This window comes from Salinigranum salinum, assembly GCF_009176545.1.
Taxonomy (GTDB): Archaea; Halobacteriota; Halobacteria; order Halobacteriales; family Haloferacaceae; genus Salinigranum; species Salinigranum salinum.
Genome location: NZ_VTOJ01000001.1, coordinates 2059102 through 2082910, shown reverse-complemented (window position 1 = coordinate 2082910; position 23809 = coordinate 2059102). Strand labels below are relative to the sequence as shown.

The window sequence follows — 23809 nt, the reverse complement described above, 5'->3', positions numbered from 1 at the left end:
AACACGTATGGGTGGAGAAGTTCAGACAGACGAACGCGGCCGACTGACGATACCGAAGGACGTCCGTGAACGGTACGGTGAGGAGTTCCGGCTCGTCGAACTCGACAGCGGAATCAAACTGGTTCCGATCCCCGATGACCCACTGGCGGAGCTCCGAGCCGCGGCCTCTGACGAGCTGCGTGAGGCCTCCCTGGGAGCTCTCGAAGACGCAGCCCGTGAGGAAGCACGCGAACAGACTGGCGAGCATGTACGCTGATCTCGACTTCTGGCTGGCGCTCCTGAAGAACGACGATTGGTTATCCGACCGTGCTGAACAGCTGCTTGACGAATACGAAGGCGAACTCGACGTCTCGCTAGTGACGTTCGTCGAACTGTTTCTCATCGAGGAGCGGTTCGCGTTCGACCGTGAGCGAGCCGTGACGGCGATACTCGAACTGGCGACGTACCACGGCGATCCCGATGTCGTGTATCAGGCGTCGGAGAACATCGAGGACGGACTGCACACGTTCGACGCGTTCCACGCCGCGCTCTCCGGGGGGAGCATCATCTCCAGTGATGGAGCGTACGACCGACTCGGTGGCGTGAAACGTGTCCGACTCGAACCCTCCGAGAGCAATGAATCTGATAAATAACTCCCACCACGAGCTGCTGTCCACCTATTCAGTCCAATACTGAAGGGGTGCTAGATGTCAACTAACTAATAATACGATAAATCCGTCAAGGCTTGAGTTTTGACCTCCTGAACGGTTCGAATCGGGGAGATCTCCACCGTTTCCGAAGCACCTGATTCGGCCCCTCGTTAAGGATGTTCCAACGGTCGCCTTCGCGGGAGAGTTTATCAGCCCCGCAGGGGTGCGGGGCGTCACAACGAGACCCAGCCTCCGTGCGTTCGGCTGGTCGCGGTGTGGCCTCTCGCGGTGATACCGATGTCCCATCGGAGACTTAGACAACATCCCTTGTCGCACCTCGAGTTCACGAGTCGCATCAGAAAGCGTGCACAGTACGAAGCGTTCGAGTTCAGTCTCGTTCCTGAGGGCCTCCTCGTTCGAAACGAGAGCTACGCTGATCCCGAAAATCACGAGTATCGCGTGACGGTCGAAGACGGCGTGCCAGTCGCGTGTACCTGCCCTGCGGATGCCCGATTCGAGGGCGCGTGCAAGCACCGCGTTGCGGTCGCGATTCGACGACCACTACTCGAGATAGTCTCACGGGCACGAGCCGTCGCTGACGGGGGATACTCCTGGTTGCCAACTGGCACCTTGCAGAGGGATTCGAGGGTCGATCCCGATGATAACTCGTCTCCGACCGCTCCGACCGATCCGAGCACGTGTGAGACCTGTGAGTCGCTCGACTCACTCCCCTGCGGGGAGTGTTTCAGACCACGGAGTCGTGCTGAGGCTTACCCGGATGACCAGCACTCTCCCTGAGTCGCACTTCTCCGCGTTCGAGTCAGTACAACCGCCGCAGCACCGTCTCTCCACTCGCGGTCCGCACGATCACTGTATCGCCATCGTTGTTCCAGAGCGCCTAGTCCTTACCCCAGTAGAGGGTCGTCGCTGTGTCCGTCCCCGAGCCAGTCACCAGGCGGATCCGTGCACCGGCCGCAACCGCGACACCGTCCGGCACGGTGTACGTGTGTCCTGCCGCATCGGAGATCGTCCAGCCGGAGATGTCGACCGGCTCGGACCCAGTGTTCTCGAAGACGAGGTACTCGTCATCCAGGTTCTCGTTGTCGTTCCCGGCCGCGTCGGCGTGGATTTCGACGAGTTCGAGCGGTGACTCCTGCCCGCTCGCTGTCGGTTGCCTTTTGGCCCCATCGTCGAACCCCCAGACACCGGTCCCGGCCTCACGAGCGTCCGCTTCAGCTGCGGCGAACGCGTCGCGCATCGAGAACGACGACTCGTATAGGCGGGCGTATCCACGCTCGAGCAGTCGGCGGTTAAACGAATGCTCACTGTCGGCCGTGGAGAGATACACCAGGAGGCGGCCGTAGCCACCGCGGCGGTCCGCGTCGGGGTCGACGCGGATGTCGACCCGCTCCCCGTCCAAATCGCTCCTCGCGAAGTCGCTGGCCTTCGAGCCTCACTGTCGGAGCCAGTCTCGGCCGGCCTGCGTGTCGGGAATCGTCTCCCACTCCCCTGGTGCGTTCTCGGCGTGAACCTCGGGCGTGTCGACGCCGAGCAGTCGAATCGTCTCCTCTCGACCGTCGTCGAAGCGAACGTCAATCGTGTCGCCGTCAGTGACCTCTACGACCGTGACGGTAACGCCCTGTTCGAGTGTCCCAGAGCCAGTCGGTTCTGTCGACGGATCCGATGGAGAGACGCCAGCCGTACACCCCGCGAGGAAGACGAGTATCGAGAGCGTGAGTGCGGAGAGTACGTCGCGTCGAGACACAGTTCTGACTGCGTCTAACGTTACAAAGTGATGCCGGCCTGTGTTCTGTTGGCGGGTGGCTGTTGTGGTTTGGGCGCTCGGTGCGGTCTTCAGCGCACGTGTCGACCGACATCGTTTCTGATCGGCAACGGTACGTCACGTGGATCAGCACTCAACTCAGCACCCGGCTAGCTTTCGATTGCCGATGGCGCAATCGTCGGAACGTCTGCAGACACGAGACAGAGACGACCAATCCCATCGATGAAGCGCCAGGCGAGCGTCTCGTCGAGTCCGTTCCTCAGTGGTTCGCGAGGAACGCTCGCACATCGGCCTCAGTTGGGAGGTGACCACGGGCGTGTTCCGTCGTGCAGGTGAGTGCTGCCGCAGCAGCGGCGAACTGCCCTGCTTCTCGAACCGAATCGGTATCGAGCAACCAGCGATGAATCAGTCCCGCGGTGAAGGCGTCGCCAGCACCGGTCGTATCTTCAGCGTCCACGTCGAAGGCAGGAACCTCAGTCACTGTGTCACCGTCGAGAAGGAACGCCCCGTTCTCGCCCTGCGTGACTGCGGCCCGAGGGACGCCCTGTCGGGCCAGCGCAGCGACAGCGTCCTCGACCCCACCATCGAAATACGATCCTGCAGCGACCTCACCGACCACGAAGAGGTCCACGACAGACAACAGCCGGTCGATGGTCGATGGGGTGGTCCCCCGACCTTCGAGTTCCGGGAGCGGCCCAGCGAGGTCGAACACGAGCGTCGAAATCTCACCCTGTTCACGCGCGGTCACGAGTTTCGAGACCACCGCATCGGGAGCGTAAGCACTGGTGAAGACCACCTCGGCCTCACTGGCGTAGGCGATATCACGGTCGTCGAGCCGAAGGTTCGGGACGCTCTGCCCGCCTGCGATGATCATCCGTTCTCCACCCGGTCCGCGGAGAATCAACGTGTACGACGACTCCTCGGAGCCAGACCGAATCCGCGTACAATCGATCTCGCGTGCACGTAAGTCGTCGGTGATCTCAGCGGCGGCATCAGCGCCAAGCCGTGTGATGATCCCTGTTTCGTTCCCGAATTCAGCGACTCCGGATGCGACGTTCGCTGCCACACCACCCACATCGCTCGTGTGGTCTCGGACGAACGCACCGCCGTCGGGTTCCGGCAGGTTCGAGAGTGTATAGATGTAATCGATGACGGCACTCCCGACCGTGACGACATCTCTCGACGGCATTACGCCTACACAGACGACCAAGTGTCTTGAACGTACAGTAGTGACTGTCTCCAGCACGCGTACTGACTCTCACTCCCCCGCTCATCGAAATCGGTCGAGGTGTGGGGACATTCATGCCGAAATCCCAAGACTACAATAGGTGTGACACGTGCGTGACCGAGATCAGTACGGGCTAGGTGCCCGAGGGCATGGGTCTCGACGGCCTCCGAGCCGGGCCGCTTCGGCTGCTCTTGACGAGAGAGAAGCCACCGGCCATCGGGTGATTTCTCGACGGCGCGGCGTGGACGTCCCTCGACGACGCGCGGACCGGAGAGCGAGCGCTCGACGTCCTCGACGAGCTCGCTGACGTGGTCGACGTCCGACTCGTCATCTCGTCACGACTCCGTCACCATCTCTCGCGGACGGAGCCCGACTGGGCTGACGCGAATCTTACTGAGCCGAGTGATAGGTCCCGGGCAGAGGAAGCAGCCAGCGCGGACGCAGTGGACGCAGAGGAGTGTTCGCGTGCGTAATGTCCCTTGTTATTTGAAATCGCGTTACGACGTGGGTGTGAGAGTCTCAATAAGATTCAGTGGGCAGACCCATCTCTGTTTCTTGAAGAGGTTGGCGACGCGTTTCCGCGGCTCGGACCGTGGATCCCCTTGTTTCAACGCGCTGTGGGCCGGTTCGGTCGGTCACATTGGTTACGTCAGACTCGTGAGTTACCCCACAGACTCTGTTGAGTCTACCGTGTGGGGTAACGATTCGGTGCCGATCACGCTAATCGGGACAGCGTCGCCGACGTCGCGCCTAACGTGCGATTCGACGATAGCAGCAATTATCATCAATTGGTCTCTGTCAATCATGCCACGGCCTCTTCTTCGTCCCACGGGTCAACTTGTTCATACAACCACTCCATTCCTGGTGTCGGTGGACACAGAATAAGAGGACAGGTGAGAGTGGGAACTGGCATACTGACAACGGATTCTTTCCCGATGGACGAAGTGGTGTCTGCTGAATGGTGGGTGTACATCACACCACTTCCGATTATAAGACTCATCACGACCACGCCAATCATCATGAACTGTGGGATGCGACCAATGCGCATGAATTGAATAAGGGGATTACCGCAATTAAAATTTTACTTTTCTTTGACAAATAAGTATATTTATCGTCAATTAGAAAATATTTCATCAATACATTACATCGGTTCTGATATCTCTCTCTCTCTCGACACTGATCTGAAAGGTGAAAACTCACGTTGGAGAAATCCTCCTTCGGGGAGAGGTGTCCGCTGTCTGAACTCGAATTTAGGAGTCTACATACAGACTCCTAAGTTCAAGTGGGCAGAGCGTAATCCTGTTTATAAACAGCACCCTACACCACGTCCGAAACTGCAAACTCCTAAATTCGTGCGAAAGTGTTGCTTCGTCCGGATCAGGTCGACGACCTCCGCACGGCGTGTTACCAGACCAGAGCCGAGTATCTCCAGCAGCGGAACGAGGCGATCATCGCGCTGCTGTACGATACCGGGCTACGTGTCGGTGAACTCGTCGCCCTCGACGTCGACTACCTGCGAGATAGCACCACGAAGCTCTATCTCCCATCCCACATCCAGAAGGACTACCCGAGCGAAAACACTCCCCCGCCGAAGACGCTCGGACTCGCGAGCGATACCACTCGACTGCTCCGATCGTATCTCACGAACCGCTGGAAGGACAGCTCCGCGCTCTTCCCCTCGAGATCGTCCGATCGGATCTCGACCCAGGGCGTTCGCGATCTGGTTCACAAGGTCGTCGAAGCAGCCGAGGTTCGTCCGTTCAAAATCGACGGGAGCCGTGGTGATGCCTCCGACGTGACGCCCCACGCGCTCCGGCATAGTGTCGCGTGGCGGATGATGAACGCTGAGGAAGGAAACATCTTATACGACGTCCGGAACCGGCTTCGGCACCGCTCGATACAGACGACTGAGCGAATCTACGATCACATCAATGAAGTATAACCGCAGAGACAGTGAGTAGCAGAAGTTCTCATACTTCCAAACATAATGGAATTTTGACTTGCTGAAATCGACGTGCAAGATATAGAGGATGAGTTTAGCACGTGTGCTGAAGTCCTGTCAGTAACGGCATGCGGATACGAAACACGAATTCAGCAGAACGATTCCCTGGCAGACTCGCACCGTGATCGATACGCGCTCTGTATCTTGCACGCCGGTTCTAACAAAATTCGGTGATGTTTCAGCGCTCATGCTGCATACCGATTTCGGCCGTGATCAGCAACGACGAATAGAAGCTCATGCCAGGGATCATCATCAGAAACTGCGTTTATTCGGTTGCCAGTGCTCGCTCTTCCATCACTCGATTTGACAAGAATAATTTTTAACAGATTAGAACTATATCCCGATACCACAAGAATGAATTCCAGCACAACAAATTTAGATATCCTTCATTATAGGGCGACAATAGTTGATAGGAACGTAGATAGAGAGATCTATATAAAAGATGTTAAAAAAGAGGTTGGAAAGCAGCTTTCCGAAACGGAGGTGAGTGATAACGTCTCGATTGATGTTACAGGAATTTTCCTACCGTTCAATACGTGTGATTCAGTCGTGGGGCGGGCCTTCGCCGAACCGCCAGCTGAGTCCCAGGATTGGCGGGCAGCGTGATGCGCGCCGTCTACCAGGACAGATACGGCACCCCGGACGCCCTCGAACTCCGCGAGATCGACAAGCCCTCCCCCAACCCCGACGAGGTCCTGGTCCGCGTCGCGGCCGCCTCGGTTCACCCCGACGTCTGGCACGCTGTCGAGGGCCGCCCTGCAGTCCTCCGACTCCTGGGGGCCGGGCTCCGCAAACCCAAGAACCCCGTCCCCGGCACGGACCTCGCCGGAGAGGTCAAGGCAGTCGGGCCAGACGTCTCCACCTTCGAGCCGGGGGACCGGGTCTTCGGTGGAGACATTGGCGGTGTCTTGTTGGCTAACGGCGGGACATACGCGGAGTACGCGACTGTGCCCGCCGACCGTCTCGCAGGCGTGCCCGAGGAGGTGACTCTGGTGGAGGCTGGCTCCGTTCCGAACGCTGGGCTCATCGCCTACCACTACGTCCACCACCTGGGCGAGGTCGGGCCCGATCATCACGTACTCGTCAATGGAGCCGGTGGTGGGGTCGGATCCATCGCCGTCCAGCTGGCCGCGGGCGCCGGCGCGGAAGTCACCGGCGTGGACAGTGTCGACAAGCTCGATTTCGTGGAATCGCTCGGGGCCGACCACCTCATCGACTACGAGACCACGGACTTCACGGCAGGCGACCAGCGGTACGACCGGTTATTCGACATCGCCGGGAACTTCTCGTATTCGAGATGCAAGCGTGCGCTCACCGACGATGGGCAGTACTTCCTCATCGCGCACGAACACTTCGGCGCAACAGGTGGTCGGTACTTGGGCTATCTTCCGCAGGCCATCGAGGTGATACTCAAGTCGAACTGGGACCCGCACCTCGCCGGAATGAACTTCTCCACGCCGGCGGAGGGCGAGGCCATGGGGTTCCTGGCGGATGCCCTGGCGTCGGGCGATCTCACTCCGACTGTCGACCGGACATTCCCACTTGAGTCGGTCTCAGAGGCCTTTCGCTATCTGAAGACCGGCGCGGTGCGTGGAAGAATCGTGATTACGGTCTGAGGGCACCGACAACCCAGCCACGTCCTCGATGGCTTCGGTCAGAGCCTTGCTGCTCTCGACGTCGTGCTCGCCCATGTGCCCGCTCCGGAAGGCCCGCTCACCAAGCGTCGAGCCGTACCCGTTCGAGAAGGCCATGTCGTAGCGTTCGGAGACCTCGTCGATTGTCGCCGCCACGTCGATGCCCCCCGTGTTCTCGATGCAGGCGACGATCTGGGACTCGTAGCCCGTCTCCGGGAACATCGCGAAGCACTCGTGGGCCACTCGCCGGGGTACTCGGCCATCGCTCGGTGGATCAAAAGCGATGACCGATGGTCTCACGTGGACACCGTCCCCCGGTTGAACCGACTGAACCGTGGACGCAGACGCCAGAACAGGTCCCCCCGTCGAACCGTGACCAGGACGCCGGGCAATCATTCGCTCGGAACTGCTGACTATGCGCTGTGTATACAGCAAGTTTTCAACAAACTATCAGCGACCGAGCGTTTCAACAGTGTCATGTCACCGGATACTTGTATACGAGACCGATAGTGAGCACAGTGACAGACGACCACGGTGGGTTCAAACACGTCCGGGAGAACGTCGACGGCCACCCGATGGTGAGCCTGCTCGGCTACGCCAAACGCTACTGGCCCACCCTCACGCTCGGCGTGCTCGCGGCGTTCCTCACCCGGTTCGCTCGACTCGTCCCGCCGATTGTCGTCGCGGCCGCCATCGACCGGGCGATCCGTGGCTCGGCCGACGCGGGACTGTTGACCGACGTGGGCTTGCTCCCGCCGGGTGAGATCACCGGCGAGGCGGCCCGCCTCGCGCTGCTCGAACAGCTCGTCCTCATCGCGGTCCTCGCGTACCTGGTCCGGTCGGTCGCCCGCTTTGCCTCCCGCTATCTACTCCAAGCGACCGCCCAGAAGGTCCAGCGTGATCTTCGGAACGACACGTACGACCATCTCCAGCGGCTCTCGATGGACTTCTTCGCCAACCACCAGACCGGCGGGATGATGTCGATCCTCAACAGCGACATCAACCGCCTCGAGCAGTTCCTCAACACGGAGTTCCGACAGCTCATCCGGGTGGTCGCGACGGTCGGCGGTATCGCCATCATCCTCTGGACGTACTCGCCCAAGCTGGCGCTCATCGCGCTGGCACCGGTCCCAATCATCGGGCTGGCCAGCGGCCAGTTTCTCACCTGGATCGAGCCTCGATACAAGTCGATCCGCGAGACCGTCGCCCGGCTGAACACGCGACTCGAGAACAACCTCGGCGGCGCCGCGGTGATCAAGGCGTTCGACCGCTACGGCTTCGAGCACGGTCGGGTCGCCGAGCAGAGCGAGGCCTACCACGACGAGAAGGTCGCGGCGCTGCGAATCCGACGCGGGTTCTTCGCCACCCTCCGGCTGCTGACTGGCGTCGTGTTCGTCCTCGTCCTCTACATCGGTGGGACCGACATCATCACCGGCATCCCCGGCGAGGCAGGGGCGCTCACCCTCGGTGGGTTCGCACTCTTTTTCCTCCTGTTGCGGCGGCTCTACTCGCCGATGCGTCGGGTCGGTAAGTCGGCGAACAAGTACCAGCTCGCGAAGTCCAGTGCCGAGCGCGTGTTTGGGCTGCTCGGCCGCAAGCCCATCATCACCAGCCCCGACCCGGCACACGTCCCCGAGACGGTCGACGGGGACGTCACCTTCGAGGACGTCACCTTCGCCTACGGGGACCGCGAGCCTGTCCTCCGCGACATCTCGCTCAACGTTTCCGCGGGGACGACCATCGGGCTTGCCGGGGCGACCGGGGCTGGCAAATCGACGCTCCTGAAGCTCATTCCCCGGTTCCACGACGTCGACGAGGGGACAGTCCGAGTCGACGGGACCGACGTCCGGGACTACGACCTCCAGTCGTTACGCGACGCCATCGCCATCGTCGAGCAGAATCCGTACCTGTTCTCGGGAACTGTCGCGGAGAACATCGCCTATGGCGACCGCGAGACCCTCGAGGCCGAGTGGTCGGGCGCCGACGACGGGAGCGCCCGGGGCCGGGTCAAGCGGGCGGCCGAGGCCGCCGCGGCCGACGAGTTCATCGCGGAACTGCCCGGCGGCTACGACACCCAGGTTGGCGAGCGGGGCATCAAGCTCTCGGGCGGCCAACGCCAGCGCCTCGCCATCGCCCGGGCACTGCTCAACGACCCCGAGATTATCGTCTTCGACGAGGCTACCTCCGACGTCGACACGGAGACCGAGGAGCTGATCCAGGAGAGTCTCGAACGGTTGGTCGAGGAGCGGACCGCATTCATCATCGCCCACCGGCTCTCGACGATTCGGAGCGCCGATGAGATCGTCGTGATGGATCAGGGTCGTATCGTCGAGCAGGGGGCACACGAGGAACTGGTCGCGAGCGGAGGGACGTACGCGAATCTCTGGCAGGGGCAGGCCGAGGCCGAGGCTCCTCCCGCCGACGACTGACCTTCGGTTGGCGTTCCCGTCGACACGCGGGACCAGCTCCTCGCTGGTCGTCGAGTCGAACGGCCGAACCGGTCACCCGGCGAGAATTTGGGCCGACCGACGTGAGGCTCGGGAGCGCCGGTCAGTCCGCGGCCGGCGAGCGAGCGACCTCGGACAGTCGGGTGGTCCCTCGACGGCGTGGCGGGTCGACTTTCTGACGTCCTTGGACAGCGGTGTTGGACGACTCGCGCGTTGTATCCATCACGGCAGTTCTATCCGTCCTCAATAAACACGTCATTGAAAATTTGAAGACTTTTGTTAACCATTTGAATTCCCCCCGGTCACGGTAGCCTCGCTGACCAGGGCTATTAGTTTGACTTGGCCCAAGTTGTCCGCCACGATCACGGCCCAGCCCCTCTGTCAGCGACGTACTTATTGCAGTCTATTACAATATATTACACATGCCAATTAACATCGACCGATTCGACGAGGAACCAACCGAGGTCCTCGACCTCCAGGAGGGCACGCAGCCCTACCAGATTCTGCAGTTCCTCGCCGAGCACAACGATAAGGCGTTCACCCAGACAGAGATCCACGAGGCGACCGACATCAACCGCGGGAGTGTCGGCGCCGTCCTGTCGCGCCTCGAGGATCGCGGACTCATTCGTCACAGGGGACGGTACTGGGCGATTGGAGAAGACGACCGCCTCGCGTCGTACGCGGCGCAGACACAGGCTAGTTCGGCCTCGACGAACGACGACTACTACGGAGAGGAGTGACCGGTCTTGTACGACCGCGGCGCCGTGGTGAAAGGCCCTGACCTGTTCGCTGATTACGATTACCGTCCGTACGTCTGCCTCAGCGACGACATCCACCCGTTCAGCGACGAAGAAGCACTGTATGCCGCCATCACGACGACTCGTCGTGCAGTTGCAATTCCGCTGACTGACGATGATTTCACGTCTGGTGGGTTGCCGCGTGACAGCTACGTGAACCCGTGGACCATCGCGACTATCCGGCACGCCGATATCCAGCACGAAGAGGGCCGTCTCGTTGACGCGACGACTGAGACGATTGCCGAGGAAGCAGCTGGATACATCGGAGTTCGGTGAGCTGCCACGGTCGGACTCTCGAGGTTTCTGCCAGTGTTGCAAGAGACTCTTGTCATCCGACGAAGACACTTGCGTGAATCAGTCTTCTCTACCTTATGTAAAAGTCTATGTGAAGGGGGGGGAACTTTGTGTTACATAAGGCAAGATCAATGACCGATACGCCGCCCCCGCCTGATTCGCTCCCAAAGTATCTCGCTGAAGGGCTTCCAAAGCAGGACACCGAGACGCTCAAGGACGTCCGTGCATACGTTGATCGGTTGATGGAGCACCGGAGCCAGCCCGTCGACGAAGCCGATCTCCCCGACGATGCCGAACCTGTTGACGAGGACGATGAGGGCAAAGGGACGCTAGTCAAGGAGCGCGTGAAGTGCGGTGCCGACTGCACCTGCAACGACGGCCAGGGCCACGGGCCGTACCTCTACCGTTACTACCGCAAGGACGGGAAACTCACATCGAAGTACGTCGGCAAACCGTGACTGGCTTATGTAACTTTCGCGCGTCGAGACACTCTTTGTTACATAAGATCAATCGGCCCCTGGCCCTTATGACTTCAAAAATGAATATCTCGTAGATAAGAATAGTTTCAGACGAACCCTTGTGGGGTTGAAGCAGGACGACCACGGCGCGATCATCACGGACGGACGGGTAGTCTCGTCGACATTCCCCCAGGATGTGCTCGTCGAAGAGCATGAGATCGACGCGAACAACGGGGGCTACGCGAACTCGAACGCCGAGGGGACCGCAAGGTGGACGTCTCGTCGCGACGTCGATGATGAGGATCTCTCGGATCCGGCTCCCGAGCTTCGTGAGCTATGACCACACGCCCGCGCGGCGGATATGATACCCGAATCCAAACCTAACGATCGAACTCACCGACCAGCACCAGTCGCCTGCATACTCTCTTCTTGCACCAGGCCATTGGTGTTGCATATGGAACACGTCACCGCCGCAGGGGTGGACGTCCCGGCGCTCGGCTTCGGGACGTGGCCGATGAAAGGTGAGACCTGCCGAACCGCCGTCGAACACGCCCTCGAGGTCGGCTATCGACACGTCGATACGGCACAGATGTACAACAACGAGGAGTCGGTCGGACGCGCGATTGCTGAGTCAGACGTGCCGCGAGAGGACGTCTTTCTCGTCACGAAGATCCTCCGCAAGAACCTGGCCCACGACGACGTCCTGCGTTCAGTCGAGGAGAGTGCACAGCGGTTGGGCACCGAGATCGACCTCTTACTCATCCACGCACCGAGTCGCAGCGTACCGATCGAAGAGTCGATCAACGCGATGAACGAACTCCAGGAGACGGGCACCGTCGGCCACATCGGCGTCAGCAACTTCTCCGTCGAGCAGCTTCGACAGGCGATGGCTGCCTCGGACACCCCGATCCTGACGAACCAGGTCGAGTACCACCCGTTCAAGAGCCAGTCAGACCTCCTCGAGTTTTGCATCGGGAACGGAGTGATTCTGACCGCGTACAGCCCTCTGGGCAAGGGACGCGTTGTCGGGAACGAGACGCTCGAAGCGATCGGAGCTACGTACGAGAAGACGGCCGCGCAGGTCGCCATTCGATGGCTGCTTCAGCAGGAGATGGTCGCCGCGGTTCCCAAGGCATCGAGTCCAGCACATATCGAGGAGAATGTCGACATCTTCGACTTCGAGCTCTCTGATGAAGAGATGGAACGGGTGTTCGACCTGCAGGGTGGACTCGTCTCTCGACTCCGTACACATCTCGGGCTCTGAGGACGGCTCAAGCCGTGGGCTTCCTCACCAACGACGAGGCCGACGACCTCGAAGCCGAAGTCGCTCGAGGCCTCGACGAGTCATCGTTTGAAATTATACTTCAAATTATATGTTTGCCATCCTATCGTATAAAATATATTTCATAGTGTTTTTGAGTTCCGTAGTGATACACTCGAGGTCAGAGGCCCAATCGATCAAACAGTTTCGGGTAGTGGACGTCGTCAACAAGAAACGTGACGTCTGAGACCGGCTGTTTACCCTGGAACAAAGAACAGGAATCGGACTGCGTTGTTACCGTCTGAGATCGTCGTCGTCTGGAGGCTCATCACCCCGGCGCGGACATGGTCGGGCGCGAGCGCGCTGACGCCTGCGAACAGTGTGGGCGTGATCAGCCCACTCCCGACGCCGAACACGAGCAGGCTGCCGACGAGGAGCGGAAGCGCGTTTGCGAGAGCAACACCGAGGAGGCCAACAGCGTAGCAGGCGAAGCCTATTGCGAGCAGGGTAGTCGTCGACGCACGCACGGCTAACTTTCCGTTCTGCGTCGAGACGATCCCCGTCACGAGCAGAACAGTGCTGGTTACGAGTCCGACGGTAGTGGCCGTGAAGCCGAACGTCTCGGTGAGGTAGAACGGGGGGACCGTGTACAGTCCGCCGAACAGGAGGGTGAACGAGACGAACATGATTCCGTAGAGAGCGACTGCCCGACCGGTCGGGACGGTCCGCACTGCCTCCCGCACGTAGCCACGGTCGCTCGCGGCGGACGACGAGTCGTGATCATCTAACGTGAGGAAGACCAGTCCTGCGACCGGCAGCGCGAGGGCGTACATCAGGAACGGTGCGTTCCAGGCACGTGCAGCGAGGTAGCCGCCGATCACAGGGTAGAGAGCTGTACCCAGCGAGAGCATCGCCGAGGTGACACCCATCACCGAATCGTGCTGGGCACCCTCGTACCGATCGCCGACGACGGTCATCGCCAGCGCGGAGAGGATGCTCCCCGCGGCGAATCCCTGGACGACACGCAGGCCAACCGCCACGGCGAAGTCGCTCGTGAACGCGATTGCCGTTCCAGCAAGGCCGAAGACGACGAGACACCCCGAGAGGACGTATCGTCGGCCGATGCGATCGGCGAGTGCACCGATGAACGGTGCCAGCAAGATACCCGGGAGGGCGTACAGCGTGATGAACAGCCCGGCCCGCGACGCAGAAACACCGAACAAGATCCCGATCTCCGGGAGGACCGGGCTGATCAGTGGGACGTCCATCGGGGTCATCAGCGTGGCCGCGAGGATGGCGACCAGTACCGGCGAGCGCCATGGAACACCGACGTTCGTCTCGAAACTCGTCGATGTCTCGGTTGCTCCCATCGAGTATCAGAGCCCCACACCGACTGCCAGCGGCCATGTAACCGTCGAGAGAGCGAGGAAGACCAGCGCGGTCCCGATCAGGCCGACGTTCTTCAGGAAGTGGATCTGTTCGTTCTGTCTGGCCTGGCCCTCCATAGTCCAGAAGTCGTGCATGATGACCGTGATCGGGAGGAGGAAGGCGATCACCGCCAGCGTCCCGGGTGCGGGATAGACGCCGGTGAGGACCCCGAGCGCGCCGACGATCAGTCCGAAACTTCCCAGCGGAACGCTAACCGACGCGAGCGGCGCACCCTTGCTCTGTGCGTACCCGACTGCCGATTCGAGGTCGAGCAGATTTCCCAGCGCGAGGTAGCCGATGACGAATGCAAATAGCACTCGACTGAGCAGGAACGCCGTCTCGGACAGCGTTGAGGAGAACACCATCAGGCATCACCTCCCGTCGAACCGAGGATGGACGGGTGATTGTTCGTCCGCACGTGTCCGACCGTCGCGTATCGGATGTCGTTCGATGACATCGGCACGAGAAAGAATACAGCCTCGCGGGAATTATATTTCAGGCAAAGTAGACGATACCAGGTTTCGCGTGGTAAACTGGAATGCTTATCTCCGTTGCTGGCGCTGGAATAGAGCACTAGAGGCGATCTGACCCCTAAAATATACACTCAACCAGAGAGACGCGAGGTAATGTGAATCTACAAATACTTTTGCTGCGTATCGGAGCCAATCCGTGGTGTGAACCGATAGTGTGACCCTTGCTTGTCCTCGATCGGTCACGTGCTGCCGACCATAACGAGCAGTGATCCCAGTCCAAGGAAGAGAGCTTGGAGCATCGCGAACAAGGCGAGCATAGTAGTTGGGAACGGAGAGTGCAAACCGGACGTCCCCACTCCGAGGATGCCAAGAGGTATTCCGACCAGTGCCACGAGAGTTATTCCAACCGTCAGCCACTGCAAGACGGACGTTTCCTCTGTCCGTCGTCTATAGGAGCGACGTTCTCCGATCACTTTCCGGGATCCGGTCATCCAGTGGATGCTTTCGACCGCCAAGAATCGCCTATCGTCTGATGGCCTCGTTCTGAGAAGAAGGACGAGTTTGCGTCTGAAATATTTCAGATATTCTACTATAAATCAGGTTTTCAGAGCGAAACCGGACCGTGAACGGTCGGACGAAAGGCGGGGTTTGGAGAAACCCGTCCGGAATCAGGGATGCCTATCGCTCGTCGAGTGGTGGCCACAAGCGCCGTTCATCGCCGACGTAGCGGGAGATAGGTCGGATAAGTCGGTTGTCGGCTCGCTGCTCAAGCGCGTGGGCCAGCCAGCCACCGACGCGTGAGACCGCGAAGGTGACCGTGAACAGTTCCTTCGGGACGCCGACGCCGTCGAGCAGCATCGCGGTGTAGAACTCCACGTTGGTTTCCAGCCGGCGGTCGGGCTTGTCTTCGGCGAGCAGTTCGGTGGCGACGTCCTCGAACCGACGGGCCGTCTCGAAAAACGCGGCGTCGCCGCCGGCCTCGAAGAACCGTTCGGCGGCGGTCTCCAACACCGCCGCGCGGGGGTCGCGGACGCGGTAGACGCGGTGCCCGAATCCCATCAACCGTTCGCCAGCGTCGAGCGCCTCACGGACGTATTGCTCCGGGTCGCCCGAGGCGTGAACCTCGCGGAGCATCTCCAGTACCGGACCCGGGGCGCCGCCGTGAAGTGGCCCTTTCAGTGTGCCGACGGCTGCCGTCGCGGCGGAAACGAGATCCGATTCCGTCGACACCACGACGCGGGCGCTGAACGTCGAGGCGTTCAGGCCGTGGTCGACGACGGTGTTGAGGTACGTCTCCAGTCCCCGGACGGCGGCGTCGGTTGGTTTCTCGCCGGTCAGCATGTACAGGTAGTTCGCGGCGTGACGCAGGTCTCCTCGCGGCGCAACGGGGTCCTCGCCCTGTCGGTAGCGCCAGTACGCGGCGACGATAGTCGGGAAGCAGGCGATGACTCGGCAGGCTTCGGCGTGGGGACCGTCGAGGTCGACACCCAGATTCGCCGCCGCCACACCCATCCGAAGGGCGTCCATCGCGGGCAGGTCCGCGGCGGCAGCCGCTCGAAGCAGTGCGTGCACCTCGTCGGTCAGCTCGCGATGGGTGGCCAGGGTCTCGCGGAAGTCCTCGAGTTCCGATGCGGTAGGCGCGTGGCCGTGCAACAGTAGATAGACGCTCTCCTCGTACGTTGCCTCGTTCGCGAGCTCCTCGACCGGGTACCCGCCGATCAGGAGCGTCCCTGTCTCGCCGTCGATGTGGCTGAGTCGTGTCTCCGCGACGGCGATCCCTTCCAGACCGAGGTGAAGGTCGTTGCTCATGTGTGGCTCCCTTCGAGTGATGTGTCAGGCATGATTGTTCGATTGTATCGTAGGACATGGGGAGTGAAATGGTTCAGGCACGCCGTTTCGTAGCAGGTTTATCGAGGCCCATCTGGTACAGGAAGCCCCCGTTCAGAGCGGGGCGCGGCGGACGGTCAGCAACACGCCGACACCGGCAACCATCGCGAGCAGAACACTGTCGGTTCGGTGGGCAACAGCTACGATTACGACGCCGGCGACGTCGAGGCCCGCTGTTGCCGGCAGATCCGTCGGGTACGCTCCCTCACGGAAGCTCACATCGACCGGATTGACACTCGCTGCCCCGGTCTCGACAGGCATGTCGGTACACCCCGGCTCCGGGCGAGCGACCTCGTCGTCACGAGACAGGAGGACCGAGCGTGCTTACTGTTATTGAATCGCACGCATACGACCGCAATCACTGACTTTCGGATTAATTGTGCCGGCGGCCACATCCGAGAGAGGCGGCCGGCCTGACCTCAACAGGAGACGTCTGAGCGATGTAGGTTTTTGGTCCGCCAGAGACGGTGCATACGTATGCTCATCGTCGCCGACGCGGATCAGTATCGGATCATCGGCCAGACCGAACACGCCAACCAGGTCGGGCGGATCGCCGACCACTGGGGTAACGACACGTTCGACGTACCACCTCCCCGTGTGCCTACCATCACCGCCGCCTACACGCACGACAACGGCTGGTGGGAGTGGGATCTCGCTCCAGAACTCCGTGACGGCGAACCGGTCAATCTGCTCGGGGTGGCCAAATCCGAGTGGACGACCTTCTACGACCGCGGGATCGACAACGCAGTCTCGATCGACCGGTACGCCGGGCTACTGGTGTCGATGCACGGTGCCGGTGTCCGGCGCCAGCGCTACGGGACGCAACCGGAACTCCCCTCGTTCACCGACGAATACGCGGACTTTGTCGCCGACGAGGAACGACGCCAGCGACAGCTCGTCGCTGAGATGCGCGACTCCGAACAGTACGGCGATCACGTCGGGGAGTCGACCGCCCGTTCACTACGCACGGTACACGAAACCGGGCAGCTTGACCGGGAACCGGTTGCCCTCTGGCAACAGTACAAACTCCTACAGGCGTGGGATCGCCTTTCGCTGTACTGTTGTCTCAACGAGGAGTTGACGGCCGAGTCGATCACGCCCGTCCCCTCCGGACCGGACGCCGACGTGGAACTCACACTCGATCCGGTCGACGATACCACCGTCCGAATCGACCCGTACCCCTTCGAGACGTCACCACTGTCCGTCCCGGTGCGGTGTCGAACGATCCCCCGGCAATCGTACGCCGATCAGTCAGAGCTCACCGATGCCTACTACACGGCCGGGGAGGACATCGTTCCAGTGTCGTTCCGTCAGTGAGCGCTCGGCTCGCTCGTCTCCCACCGGACGCTCCGTCGGTGGCTCGTGAACGGCCGCTTCAGAGGACATCGACGGCGGCGTTCAGATCGGCGGCGGTGAGGTCGCCCTCACGGTACACACGCGGGCCGTTCGCTATGTCGACGATCGTCGTGGCCTGGGTCGCCCCCTCGGGCGGGTCGACGGCGAGAATGATGTCGACCCGGTCACCGACGTGCGCTCGCGCCGTCTCGAGATCGATAAGGGTCCCCTCGCCGACCGTCCCCGAGCGGTTTGCTGAAGTCATCGCCAGCGGCCCGTCGACGTGGCTCATCAGCTCGCGCCACACGGGGTTCGCAGTACAGTGAAGAGCCACAATTTTTGACCTCCCGTCTCGAAGTGCTCGCATGGCAGACGTCCGCTCGGTACGGATGAGCGAGGACGAACGGAGCGAATTTTTGGGCCGCGGTGGAACGGGCATAATCTCGTTCGATACTCCGGGCGATGACCCGCCGTATTCCCGTCCGGTGTCGTACGGTTATGACGCAGAGACCGGGAATTTCTACTTTCGGTTCGCCGTTGGGCCCGACGACGCTGGGAAGGCAGATATCGTAGACGAAGATAGAGTAATCTCGTTCGTCACGCACGACCAGACGGACAGTGGCTGGCGAAGCGTCATCGCCACGGGGAGACTGGAAGAAATTACGAAATCGGCACTCGATCCATCTGTCGCCGAGGCGATGGAGCGAATAACCATCCCGTTCGTGGACGTGTACGACAGTCATCCACTTACATTGGATTTCCGATTCTTCCGACTTACCCCCGATGAAGTTACAGGGAAACAAGAGGCTGGGGCATCGAATTAGTCGGTGCGAACGGAGCGGTATGACGGAAGCACGTAATCCCTACAGTAGGTTACTTTCCACTGACGAAGACGATTCGGCGAAATTCATGTCGCAGCTCACGGAACGACAGTGTAGTTCAGTAATGGGCGTATGAATGACAATAACGAATACATATCAAATATATAAAACCATGTTGTCGATTCTCGAGTCATATCTATTCTCTCGACGATCGCGCTCGGCCTCGCAGGATTTCTGCTTCTCGTGAACATCGTTGGCGTCAGGCAGACAGACCGGCTGCAATCCATCATCGTAACAGTCGTCGTGGCGGTCCTCTTTCTGTTCGTCGCGGACGGAATTACGTACGTCGATAGTACGCATTATCATCCGTTTTTCCCCGAGGGAGGAGGGGTGGATCAGGGGACAGGACCTGTTCCTGATGATCGAGACGGCGATCGCACTGGCTATCGCAACCGTTCCTGAGGGGCTTCCCATCGTCGCAACGCTGGTACTAGCGAGAGAGATGTGGCGAATGGCGGATCGCAACGCGCTCGTCACCAACCTTGCCTCCGTCGAGACGGTCGGCTCAGCCACTATCATTTGTACCGACAAGACGGGGACGCTGACGGAAAACCGGATGACAGTCGGTGAGTACGAGCTTGCGAACGGAACGGTCGAGGTCACCGGAACAGGGCTCGAGACTGAAGGGACGTTTGACCACGGCGGTCAAGTACTGGACGAGCTGCAGGACTCTATGTATCACTGAACGCGGTGTCCACCACCCTCCACTTCCCCGGTAAAACGGTGCCAAGAGGATTGACTAAGACATCCTCTCGGGAAGGGACTGAAAGACTCTCCCCTTGGGTCAGGTAGCTTCGGAAGCAGACTGATGAGGGGATCTACTCGTTTTGTTCAACCCACTCCCACGCATCGTCGATCTCGTTCCCCTCGAAATACCGAATCTCGGTGCCTGTGATGCGGTCGCCAAGTTTAGTCGCCCACTTGACGAGCCTGTTGTCGCCGACGATGGCATAACGTTCGAGTTCATCCCCGTGGTGGAACCAGAAGCCGAGATCGTCATCGACGCACTAAGTTCGAACGACGGGAACGTCGGTATATGCACCAGGATCCGGACCTCTCCCGAGTCGTGAATCACCGTCTCCATCTCGTGGAGGATCTCTCGGAGCTCTTCTTCACTGATCTGATCACGAATTTCGTACCCGAGGACGTGTCCTCCGCTTCTATCGAGCTTCTCGTAGATCCCTTCAATTGTCAATTCTTCAATCAGTCACGAATGCGTACCGTCACTTCTCACTCGGTTGGAATCTGATGGCGTACTGAGCGAGATGGTCGCCACCAACTACAGCAACACATCTGAAAGGCGACATCCCCTGCCGCGGCGTATTCCGAGGATAAAAGAGTGGGTGCCCCGTCGCTGGTACCCCTGACCACTCCAAACTACAGGTCAGGTTCGGTCCGGCAGTCAGAAACGGTTTTCCCGACATCCTATCGTCGCGTTGTTCTCGAAGCCTGGGATTCACCGAACCGGATAATACAGTTGTGTGACAAGTATTGTCGTATGGGAGAACTCGAAACCGAGGAACAGAAAACCCGAACCGAGGTCGCCACGTATCTCCGCGGGCTAGCCGATCAACTAGACGAAGACGGCCCCGTGACGCTCGAACTCGGGAACCAGCGCGTGACGCTCGATCCGACAGAGCCGATCACGTTCAAACTCGAAGGCGAATCGGACTGGACCGAGGGTGACACCGAAGCCAAACAGAGCATCGAGTTCGAGCTCGTCTGGTGGCGAGAGGCACAGACAGCCGACGAAGGACAGTTGGATATCGAAGGGACGATGTCGTGAGCCCGATACGGAATTTATAGCATCTGTTGACGCTTTCCTTGGCGTTTCCTCGTGAACCAGTCGAGGACGGATCCGCGCACGTGCTTTTATGAATCGACTGTGAGTAGGCCGGCTCATGTCAGAGCTACGCCGCGAACTCGGGCTTGTCGAGGCCGTCGTCTACGGTGTCGGCCTGATCCTCGGGGCTGGCATCTATGCTATCCTCGGCGAGGCGACTGGCGTGACTGGTGGTTCGATCGTCGTGTCGTTCCTCCTCGCAGCCCTGATCGCGTCACTGACCGGGCTGAGCTACGCCGAACTCGCCTCGCTGTTCCCGAAAGCCGAAGGGGACTACATCTACGTTCGTGAAGCGTTCAATCGAGAGGTCGTCTCCGATTTAACGGCCGTGGGTCGGCTCTCCATGGGAGTCATCTCGACCGCGGCGGTGGCGTTGGCCTTTTCGGGCTACCTCTCTGCCTTCGTCTCTCTCCCGACCGTGCCCATTGCCGTTCTACTCATCGCGGGTATGGCTTGCGTCAACTTCTGGGGCATAGAACTATCTACACGAGTAAACGTCGTCTTCACCGGAATCGAGGTGGCCGGATTACTCATCATCATCTGGATTGGAAGTGGCTCGTGGGGCAACACAGCGGTGGCCCACACGCCGAACGGGCTGTTCGGCGTCGTTCACGCCTCGTTTCTGATCTTCTTCGCCTACCTGGGATTCGGTTCGATCGTCAACTTGTCCGAAGAGACGGAAGACGCGACGGTAACCATTCCACGAGCGGTCGTTCTCTCGATCGGAATTACCACGGTACTGTACGTACTCGTCGGGCTATCAGCCGTCGCCCTCGTCGACTGGCGAGTCCTCGGCCGTTCCGCATCACCACTTGCCGAAGTGGCCCTGGCAGGGTGGGGACCATTCGGGTCGACGCTCCTCGCCGTTATCGCGCTCTTCTCGACGACGAACACCGTGCTTATCCTCCAGATATCGACGTCGCGGCTTCTATACGGGGTCTCGAAGTCGGAGTACCACGTCTTCCCACAGGTCCTCTCTCGGATCCACCCCTCCCGTCAAACGCCGCATTACGCCGTCGCGCTCGTCGGCCTGCTCACGATCCCGTTCGTCTTTCTCGGCGACATCGGATTGGTGGCCGGGTTAGCCAACCTCATGCTGTTGTTCGTGTTCGTACTCGTCAACGGTGCGTTGCTCAAACTCCGATTTTCACGCCCACACGCGGAGCGCGGGTTTCGAACGCCGCTCAACATCGGCCGCGTGTCGCTCACTGCCGTCGCAGGACTCCTCTCGTCCATCGGACTGATCGTGTTCTACATCACGACGTGGTAGGAGAGCCGGATATTCGAGCACCTCTTGAAACTGATCGGGGCCGGACGGCAGACTGAACGCGCACATCCGGTGACAAGTGCCACGACCGATTCCCGAGCGCAGGTCCCTCGTGTGAGCGGGGAGAACGCCAGACGGCTACCACTACTCGCCGCGTTCGGGTCGGTGAAACACGGACGTGACTGAACTCGACTTCAACGGGTTCGCGTTCCCCGCCAGTCCTCGTTGATCAGGTTCAGCACCCGAGGGCATGTCCCCCGAAAAGGCTTCTGAGGTAGGAACTGTTCCCGCTGCAACGTCAGCGAGGAGATCCTCGACCGTCCGGACGGAGTCCCCGTCACTACTCGGAGCCACGTCGACGAGGGAGCCATCGCTGAATACGGCCACGCAGAGAACCGGCAGGACGAGCAGCCTGTCCGATTCGTCAGTGATCATCGAGTGTGTGGTTGACACATCGAAACACGGACTCAGGTATCGATCACACTGCTCCGCCCACGTCTCGAACTCCCGCACGGCGTCGACGATCGGACTTTCGTCGACCCTCCTCATGAGATCGAGACTAATGGCACGTGGCCAGAGCTGAACGCTGTATTCGTCTATCCGCTCTCGGCGTTCGAGTCGTTCCAATCGTTCGATGACAACCGTTCTCCGATCCACGATCGGTGCGTCGGCTCGGACGTAAAGGTCGACACCGAGATGCTTGTCAGGGGTCATCTATCTTTGGTCGAGCTTCGAGTTCGCGCTTCGAAAGGTTACACGCCAGTCATCATAATCACTACAGTTGTTCTCAGAGCATGAGGAAACGACTGCAGACCCGGTACCACGACCAGAGGAGCCATACCACCACGTCCTCGATTCCGTGAATACGCCCACATGCGTCGACGATCGATACGGGATCCGGGAACACGCGTCGACTGGTCGTACATTCGTCTCATCGATACCAAGCTCTGACCTTTATCGGCTCTCGTGCTCCGACAGTCGTTCTGTCGAAGGGTACTACCGTGGTTGTCGCGCTCCTATCACCGAACGTTCCCCATGGGTAGGGTGTTCCAACGCATCGAGAATCAGCTAGCCGGATTTACCGGTACGCACTGAATCGGTGCGCATGTATCAGAACATCCTTGTCCCAACCGACGGGAGCGAATACGCCGCTCGTGGTGTCGAACACGGATTAGATCTCGCAGAGGAACACGGCGCGCGGCTTCACGTTCTGTTCGTCGTCGACGAAACGGTATACGGGTCCACACCGGCACTCAGCAGTTACGAAGCGTACCTCGATGAGATCGCGGACGAAGCGGAGGAACTCGTCGACGACACCGTCGAAGACGCCACAGAACGGGGTATCGACTCGACGACTTCGGTCCTCCGCGGCGTTCCTCACGAGGTGATTCTGGAGTACGCCGACCAACAGGAGATCGACCTGATCGTGATGGGCAAACGCGGTGTCACGGGAATCCGGGCCCCCCACATGGGTTCCGTGACTGACCGCGTCCTACGAGAGGCAGAGGTCCCGGTCGTTCCGGTGTAAGCGCTCTCTCCCCGGAGACCCCGCCTTGTCGTTTCCGACGGCACTACCGGCTCCATCAGCGGTGACCGATCATTCCGGCGTGAACTCGCGCGACTGTCCCTCGATGACTGTTGCGACGTCTTTCAACATCTCGCCGGTCGTCGCGACCACGTCGTCGAGCGTCGCGATACCGACAAGCACCCCGTCGTCATCGACGACAGGGATCCGCCGGACGAACCCATCGGCCATCGTTGCTGGGAGGTCGACTGCCGTGGCATCCTCGTGAATGGTGACCGGGTCGGCCGTCATGACGTCCTCGGCGGTCAGTTCGGTCAAATCGTCGTACCGGGCGACTGCGAGGGCGATGTCGCGGTCGGTGACGATGCCAACCGGCTTGTCGTCCGCCGCGATCACGACGTCTCCGAGTTCCTCGTCCAGCATCGTTTGCGCGAGTTCTTTGACCGAAGTGTCTCTACTGGCCGTGACAACGTCGACCGCGAGATTGCTTACTGGCATGGCTCCACTATCTACTTAATTGTCATTTTACAAATATTCCTACTGATCTCACCATTCGGTGAGAATAGCGCGTCGATTTATACGTGAGCGGTCGACACACTTCTCGAGAACCAGTCTACTTGGGCCTCGACCGCGTAGG

At 60.1% G+C, this 23809-nt stretch carries 28 protein-coding genes and 2 pseudogenes; 18 read left to right on the top strand and 12 right to left on the bottom strand.

Features of this window, described 5'->3' with window-relative positions:
- Positions 1-7 precede the first annotated feature (7 nt).
- The 3 genes from FZP69_RS10000 (at position 8) to FZP69_RS09990 (ending at position 1427) form a co-directional block, all read left to right on the top strand.
- A complete protein-coding gene (locus tag FZP69_RS10000; protein WP_152041161.1) occupies positions 8-256 on the top strand; it encodes an AbrB/MazE/SpoVT family DNA-binding domain-containing protein in 249 nt (82 codons plus the stop codon).
- Positions 246-632 (top strand): type II toxin-antitoxin system VapC family toxin, encoded by a 387-nt coding sequence (locus FZP69_RS09995; protein WP_152041160.1) that lies wholly within the window; start codon positions 246-248, stop codon positions 630-632. Before FZP69_RS10000 ends, FZP69_RS09995 begins: the two co-directional genes overlap by 11 nt.
- Before the next feature lie 294 nt (positions 633-926).
- Positions 927-1427 (top strand): SWIM zinc finger family protein, encoded by a 501-nt coding sequence (locus tag FZP69_RS09990; protein WP_152041159.1) that lies wholly within the window; start codon positions 927-929, stop codon positions 1425-1427.
- Positions 1428-1527: 100 nt separating this feature from the next.
- On the opposite strand, the pseudogene FZP69_RS23010 reads toward FZP69_RS09990, so the two are convergent.
- From FZP69_RS23010 to FZP69_RS09980, 3 genes and pseudogenes are all read right to left on the bottom strand, one after another.
- Positions 1528-2070, bottom strand: a pseudogene (locus FZP69_RS23010) (lamin tail domain-containing protein); the annotation flags it as partial.
- A 12-nt stretch (positions 2071-2082) separates the two neighbouring features.
- On the bottom strand, positions 2083-2394 hold the full coding sequence (locus tag FZP69_RS23005; protein ID WP_240137524.1) for a thermonuclease family protein: 312 nt from the start codon (positions 2392-2394) through the stop codon (positions 2083-2085).
- A 277-nt stretch (positions 2395-2671) separates the two neighbouring features.
- Complete coding sequence (locus FZP69_RS09980; RefSeq protein ID WP_152041575.1) at positions 2672-3601, bottom strand: carbohydrate kinase family protein; 930 nt, start codon at positions 3599-3601, stop codon at positions 2672-2674.
- Between the two features lie 1399 nt (positions 3602-5000).
- Between FZP69_RS09980 and FZP69_RS09975 the strand changes: the two genes are divergently transcribed.
- The 3 genes from FZP69_RS09975 to FZP69_RS09965 all read left to right on the top strand — a co-directional run bounded on the left by FZP69_RS09975 (position 5001) and on the right by FZP69_RS09965 (position 7258).
- Positions 5001-5582 (top strand): tyrosine-type recombinase/integrase, encoded by a 582-nt coding sequence (locus tag FZP69_RS09975; protein WP_152041158.1) that lies wholly within the window; start codon positions 5001-5003, stop codon positions 5580-5582.
- Between the two features lie 414 nt (positions 5583-5996).
- Positions 5997-6248, top strand: coding sequence for a hypothetical protein (locus tag FZP69_RS09970; RefSeq protein ID WP_152041157.1), 252 nt, complete (start codon positions 5997-5999; stop codon positions 6246-6248).
- The gene (locus FZP69_RS09965) at positions 6248-7258 is read left to right on the top strand and encodes an NAD(P)-dependent alcohol dehydrogenase (protein ID WP_152041156.1); all 1011 of its coding nucleotides are present in this window, start codon (positions 6248-6250) and stop codon (positions 7256-7258) included. The genes FZP69_RS09970 and FZP69_RS09965 overlap by 1 nt, the downstream gene beginning before the upstream one ends.
- Positions 7259-7267: 9 nt before the next feature.
- Here the strand turns inward: FZP69_RS09965 and FZP69_RS09960 are convergent.
- Positions 7268-7548, bottom strand: a pseudogene (locus FZP69_RS09960) (alanine--glyoxylate aminotransferase family protein); the annotation flags it as partial.
- A gap of 246 nt (positions 7549-7794) precedes the next feature.
- Here FZP69_RS09960 and FZP69_RS09955 point away from each other — a divergent pair.
- The 6 genes from FZP69_RS09955 to FZP69_RS09930 all read left to right on the top strand — a co-directional run bounded on the left by FZP69_RS09955 (position 7795) and on the right by FZP69_RS09930 (position 12536).
- On the top strand, positions 7795-9705 hold the full coding sequence (locus tag FZP69_RS09955; protein WP_152041574.1) for an ABC transporter ATP-binding protein: 1911 nt from the start codon (positions 7795-7797) through the stop codon (positions 9703-9705).
- A 440-nt stretch (positions 9706-10145) separates the two neighbouring features.
- On the top strand, positions 10146-10463 hold the full coding sequence (locus FZP69_RS09950; RefSeq protein ID WP_152041155.1) for a helix-turn-helix transcriptional regulator: 318 nt from the start codon (positions 10146-10148) through the stop codon (positions 10461-10463).
- 6 nt (positions 10464-10469) lie between these two features.
- On the top strand, positions 10470-10796 hold the full coding sequence (locus FZP69_RS09945; protein ID WP_152041154.1) for a hypothetical protein: 327 nt from the start codon (positions 10470-10472) through the stop codon (positions 10794-10796).
- Positions 10797-10945: 149 nt separating this feature from the next.
- On the top strand, positions 10946-11272 hold the full coding sequence (locus FZP69_RS09940) for a DUF6788 family protein (protein WP_152041153.1): 327 nt from the start codon (positions 10946-10948) through the stop codon (positions 11270-11272).
- A gap of 121 nt (positions 11273-11393) precedes the next feature.
- A complete protein-coding gene (locus FZP69_RS09935) occupies positions 11394-11612 on the top strand; it encodes a hypothetical protein (RefSeq protein ID WP_152041152.1) in 219 nt (72 codons plus the stop codon).
- A 114-nt stretch (positions 11613-11726) separates the two neighbouring features.
- Entirely contained in the window at positions 11727-12536 is an 810-nt protein-coding gene (locus tag FZP69_RS09930) for an aldo/keto reductase (RefSeq protein WP_152041151.1), read from the top strand.
- Between the two features lie 254 nt (positions 12537-12790).
- Here the strand turns inward: FZP69_RS09930 and FZP69_RS09925 are convergent, their stop codons facing one another.
- The 4 genes from FZP69_RS09925 to FZP69_RS09910 all read right to left on the bottom strand — a co-directional run bounded on the left by FZP69_RS09925 (position 12791) and on the right by FZP69_RS09910 (position 16582).
- Positions 12791-13903, bottom strand: coding sequence for an MFS transporter (locus tag FZP69_RS09925; protein ID WP_152041150.1), 1113 nt, complete (start codon positions 13901-13903; stop codon positions 12791-12793).
- Between the two features lie 6 nt (positions 13904-13909).
- Complete coding sequence (locus FZP69_RS09920; protein WP_204959947.1) at positions 13910-14326, bottom strand: DoxX family protein; 417 nt, start codon at positions 14324-14326, stop codon at positions 13910-13912.
- 786 nt (positions 14327-15112) lie between these two features.
- Complete coding sequence (locus FZP69_RS09915) at positions 15113-16243, bottom strand: citrate synthase/methylcitrate synthase (RefSeq protein ID WP_152041149.1); 1131 nt, start codon at positions 16241-16243, stop codon at positions 15113-15115.
- 132 nt (positions 16244-16375) lie between these two features.
- A complete protein-coding gene (locus FZP69_RS09910) occupies positions 16376-16582 on the bottom strand; it encodes an alcohol dehydrogenase catalytic domain-containing protein (RefSeq protein ID WP_152041148.1) in 207 nt (68 codons plus the stop codon).
- Between the two features lie 216 nt (positions 16583-16798).
- Here FZP69_RS09910 and FZP69_RS09905 point away from each other — a divergent pair, with 216 nt between their 5' ends.
- Positions 16799-17638 (top strand): DUF3891 family protein, encoded by an 840-nt coding sequence (locus tag FZP69_RS09905; protein WP_152041147.1) that lies wholly within the window; start codon positions 16799-16801, stop codon positions 17636-17638.
- Between the two features lie 58 nt (positions 17639-17696).
- Here the strand turns inward: FZP69_RS09905 and FZP69_RS09900 are convergent, their stop codons facing one another.
- Positions 17697-18023: an L-threonylcarbamoyladenylate synthase gene (locus FZP69_RS09900; protein ID WP_192918523.1), complete on the bottom strand. Its 327-nt coding sequence runs from the start codon at positions 18021-18023 to the stop codon at positions 17697-17699.
- On the opposite strand from FZP69_RS09900, the gene FZP69_RS09895 reads away from it, so the two are divergent.
- Together FZP69_RS09895 and FZP69_RS09890 are read left to right on the top strand one after the other, a co-directional pair.
- Entirely contained in the window at positions 18022-18480 is a 459-nt protein-coding gene (locus FZP69_RS09895; RefSeq protein WP_152041145.1) for a pyridoxamine 5'-phosphate oxidase family protein, read from the top strand. The two genes, FZP69_RS09900 and FZP69_RS09895, sit on opposite strands and share 2 nt — an antisense overlap.
- A gap of 346 nt (positions 18481-18826) precedes the next feature.
- Entirely contained in the window at positions 18827-19222 is a 396-nt protein-coding gene (locus FZP69_RS09890; RefSeq protein ID WP_321168814.1) for an HAD-IC family P-type ATPase, read from the top strand.
- Between the two features lie 133 nt (positions 19223-19355).
- On the opposite strand, the gene FZP69_RS23395 is transcribed toward FZP69_RS09890, so the two are convergent.
- Positions 19356-19484 carry a SpoIIAA family protein gene (locus tag FZP69_RS23395; RefSeq protein ID WP_192918561.1) on the bottom strand — a complete coding sequence of 43 codons (129 nt, stop codon included), beginning with the start codon at positions 19482-19484 and terminating at the stop codon, positions 19356-19358.
- A gap of 551 nt (positions 19485-20035) precedes the next feature.
- Between FZP69_RS23395 and FZP69_RS09880 the strand changes: the two genes are divergently transcribed.
- Positions 20036-20323, top strand: coding sequence for an amphi-Trp domain-containing protein (locus tag FZP69_RS09880; RefSeq protein WP_152041143.1), 288 nt, complete (start codon positions 20036-20038; stop codon positions 20321-20323).
- A gap of 115 nt (positions 20324-20438) precedes the next feature.
- A complete protein-coding gene (locus FZP69_RS09875; RefSeq protein ID WP_152041142.1) occupies positions 20439-21650 on the top strand; it encodes an APC family permease in 1212 nt (403 codons plus the stop codon).
- Positions 21651-21791: 141 nt separating this feature from the next.
- Here the strand turns inward: FZP69_RS09875 and FZP69_RS09870 are convergent, their stop codons facing one another.
- Complete coding sequence (locus tag FZP69_RS09870) at positions 21792-22361, bottom strand: HTH domain-containing protein (RefSeq protein ID WP_152041141.1); 570 nt, start codon at positions 22359-22361, stop codon at positions 21792-21794.
- Positions 22362-22752: 391 nt separating this feature from the next.
- On the opposite strand from FZP69_RS09870, the gene FZP69_RS09865 reads away from it, so the two are divergent.
- On the top strand, positions 22753-23175 hold the full coding sequence (locus FZP69_RS09865) for a universal stress protein (protein ID WP_152041140.1): 423 nt from the start codon (positions 22753-22755) through the stop codon (positions 23173-23175).
- A gap of 69 nt (positions 23176-23244) precedes the next feature.
- Here the strand turns inward: FZP69_RS09865 and FZP69_RS09860 are convergent, their stop codons facing one another.
- The gene (locus FZP69_RS09860; protein WP_152041139.1) at positions 23245-23670 is read right to left on the bottom strand and encodes a CBS domain-containing protein; all 426 of its coding nucleotides are present in this window, start codon (positions 23668-23670) and stop codon (positions 23245-23247) included.
- Positions 23671-23809 lie beyond the last annotated feature (139 nt).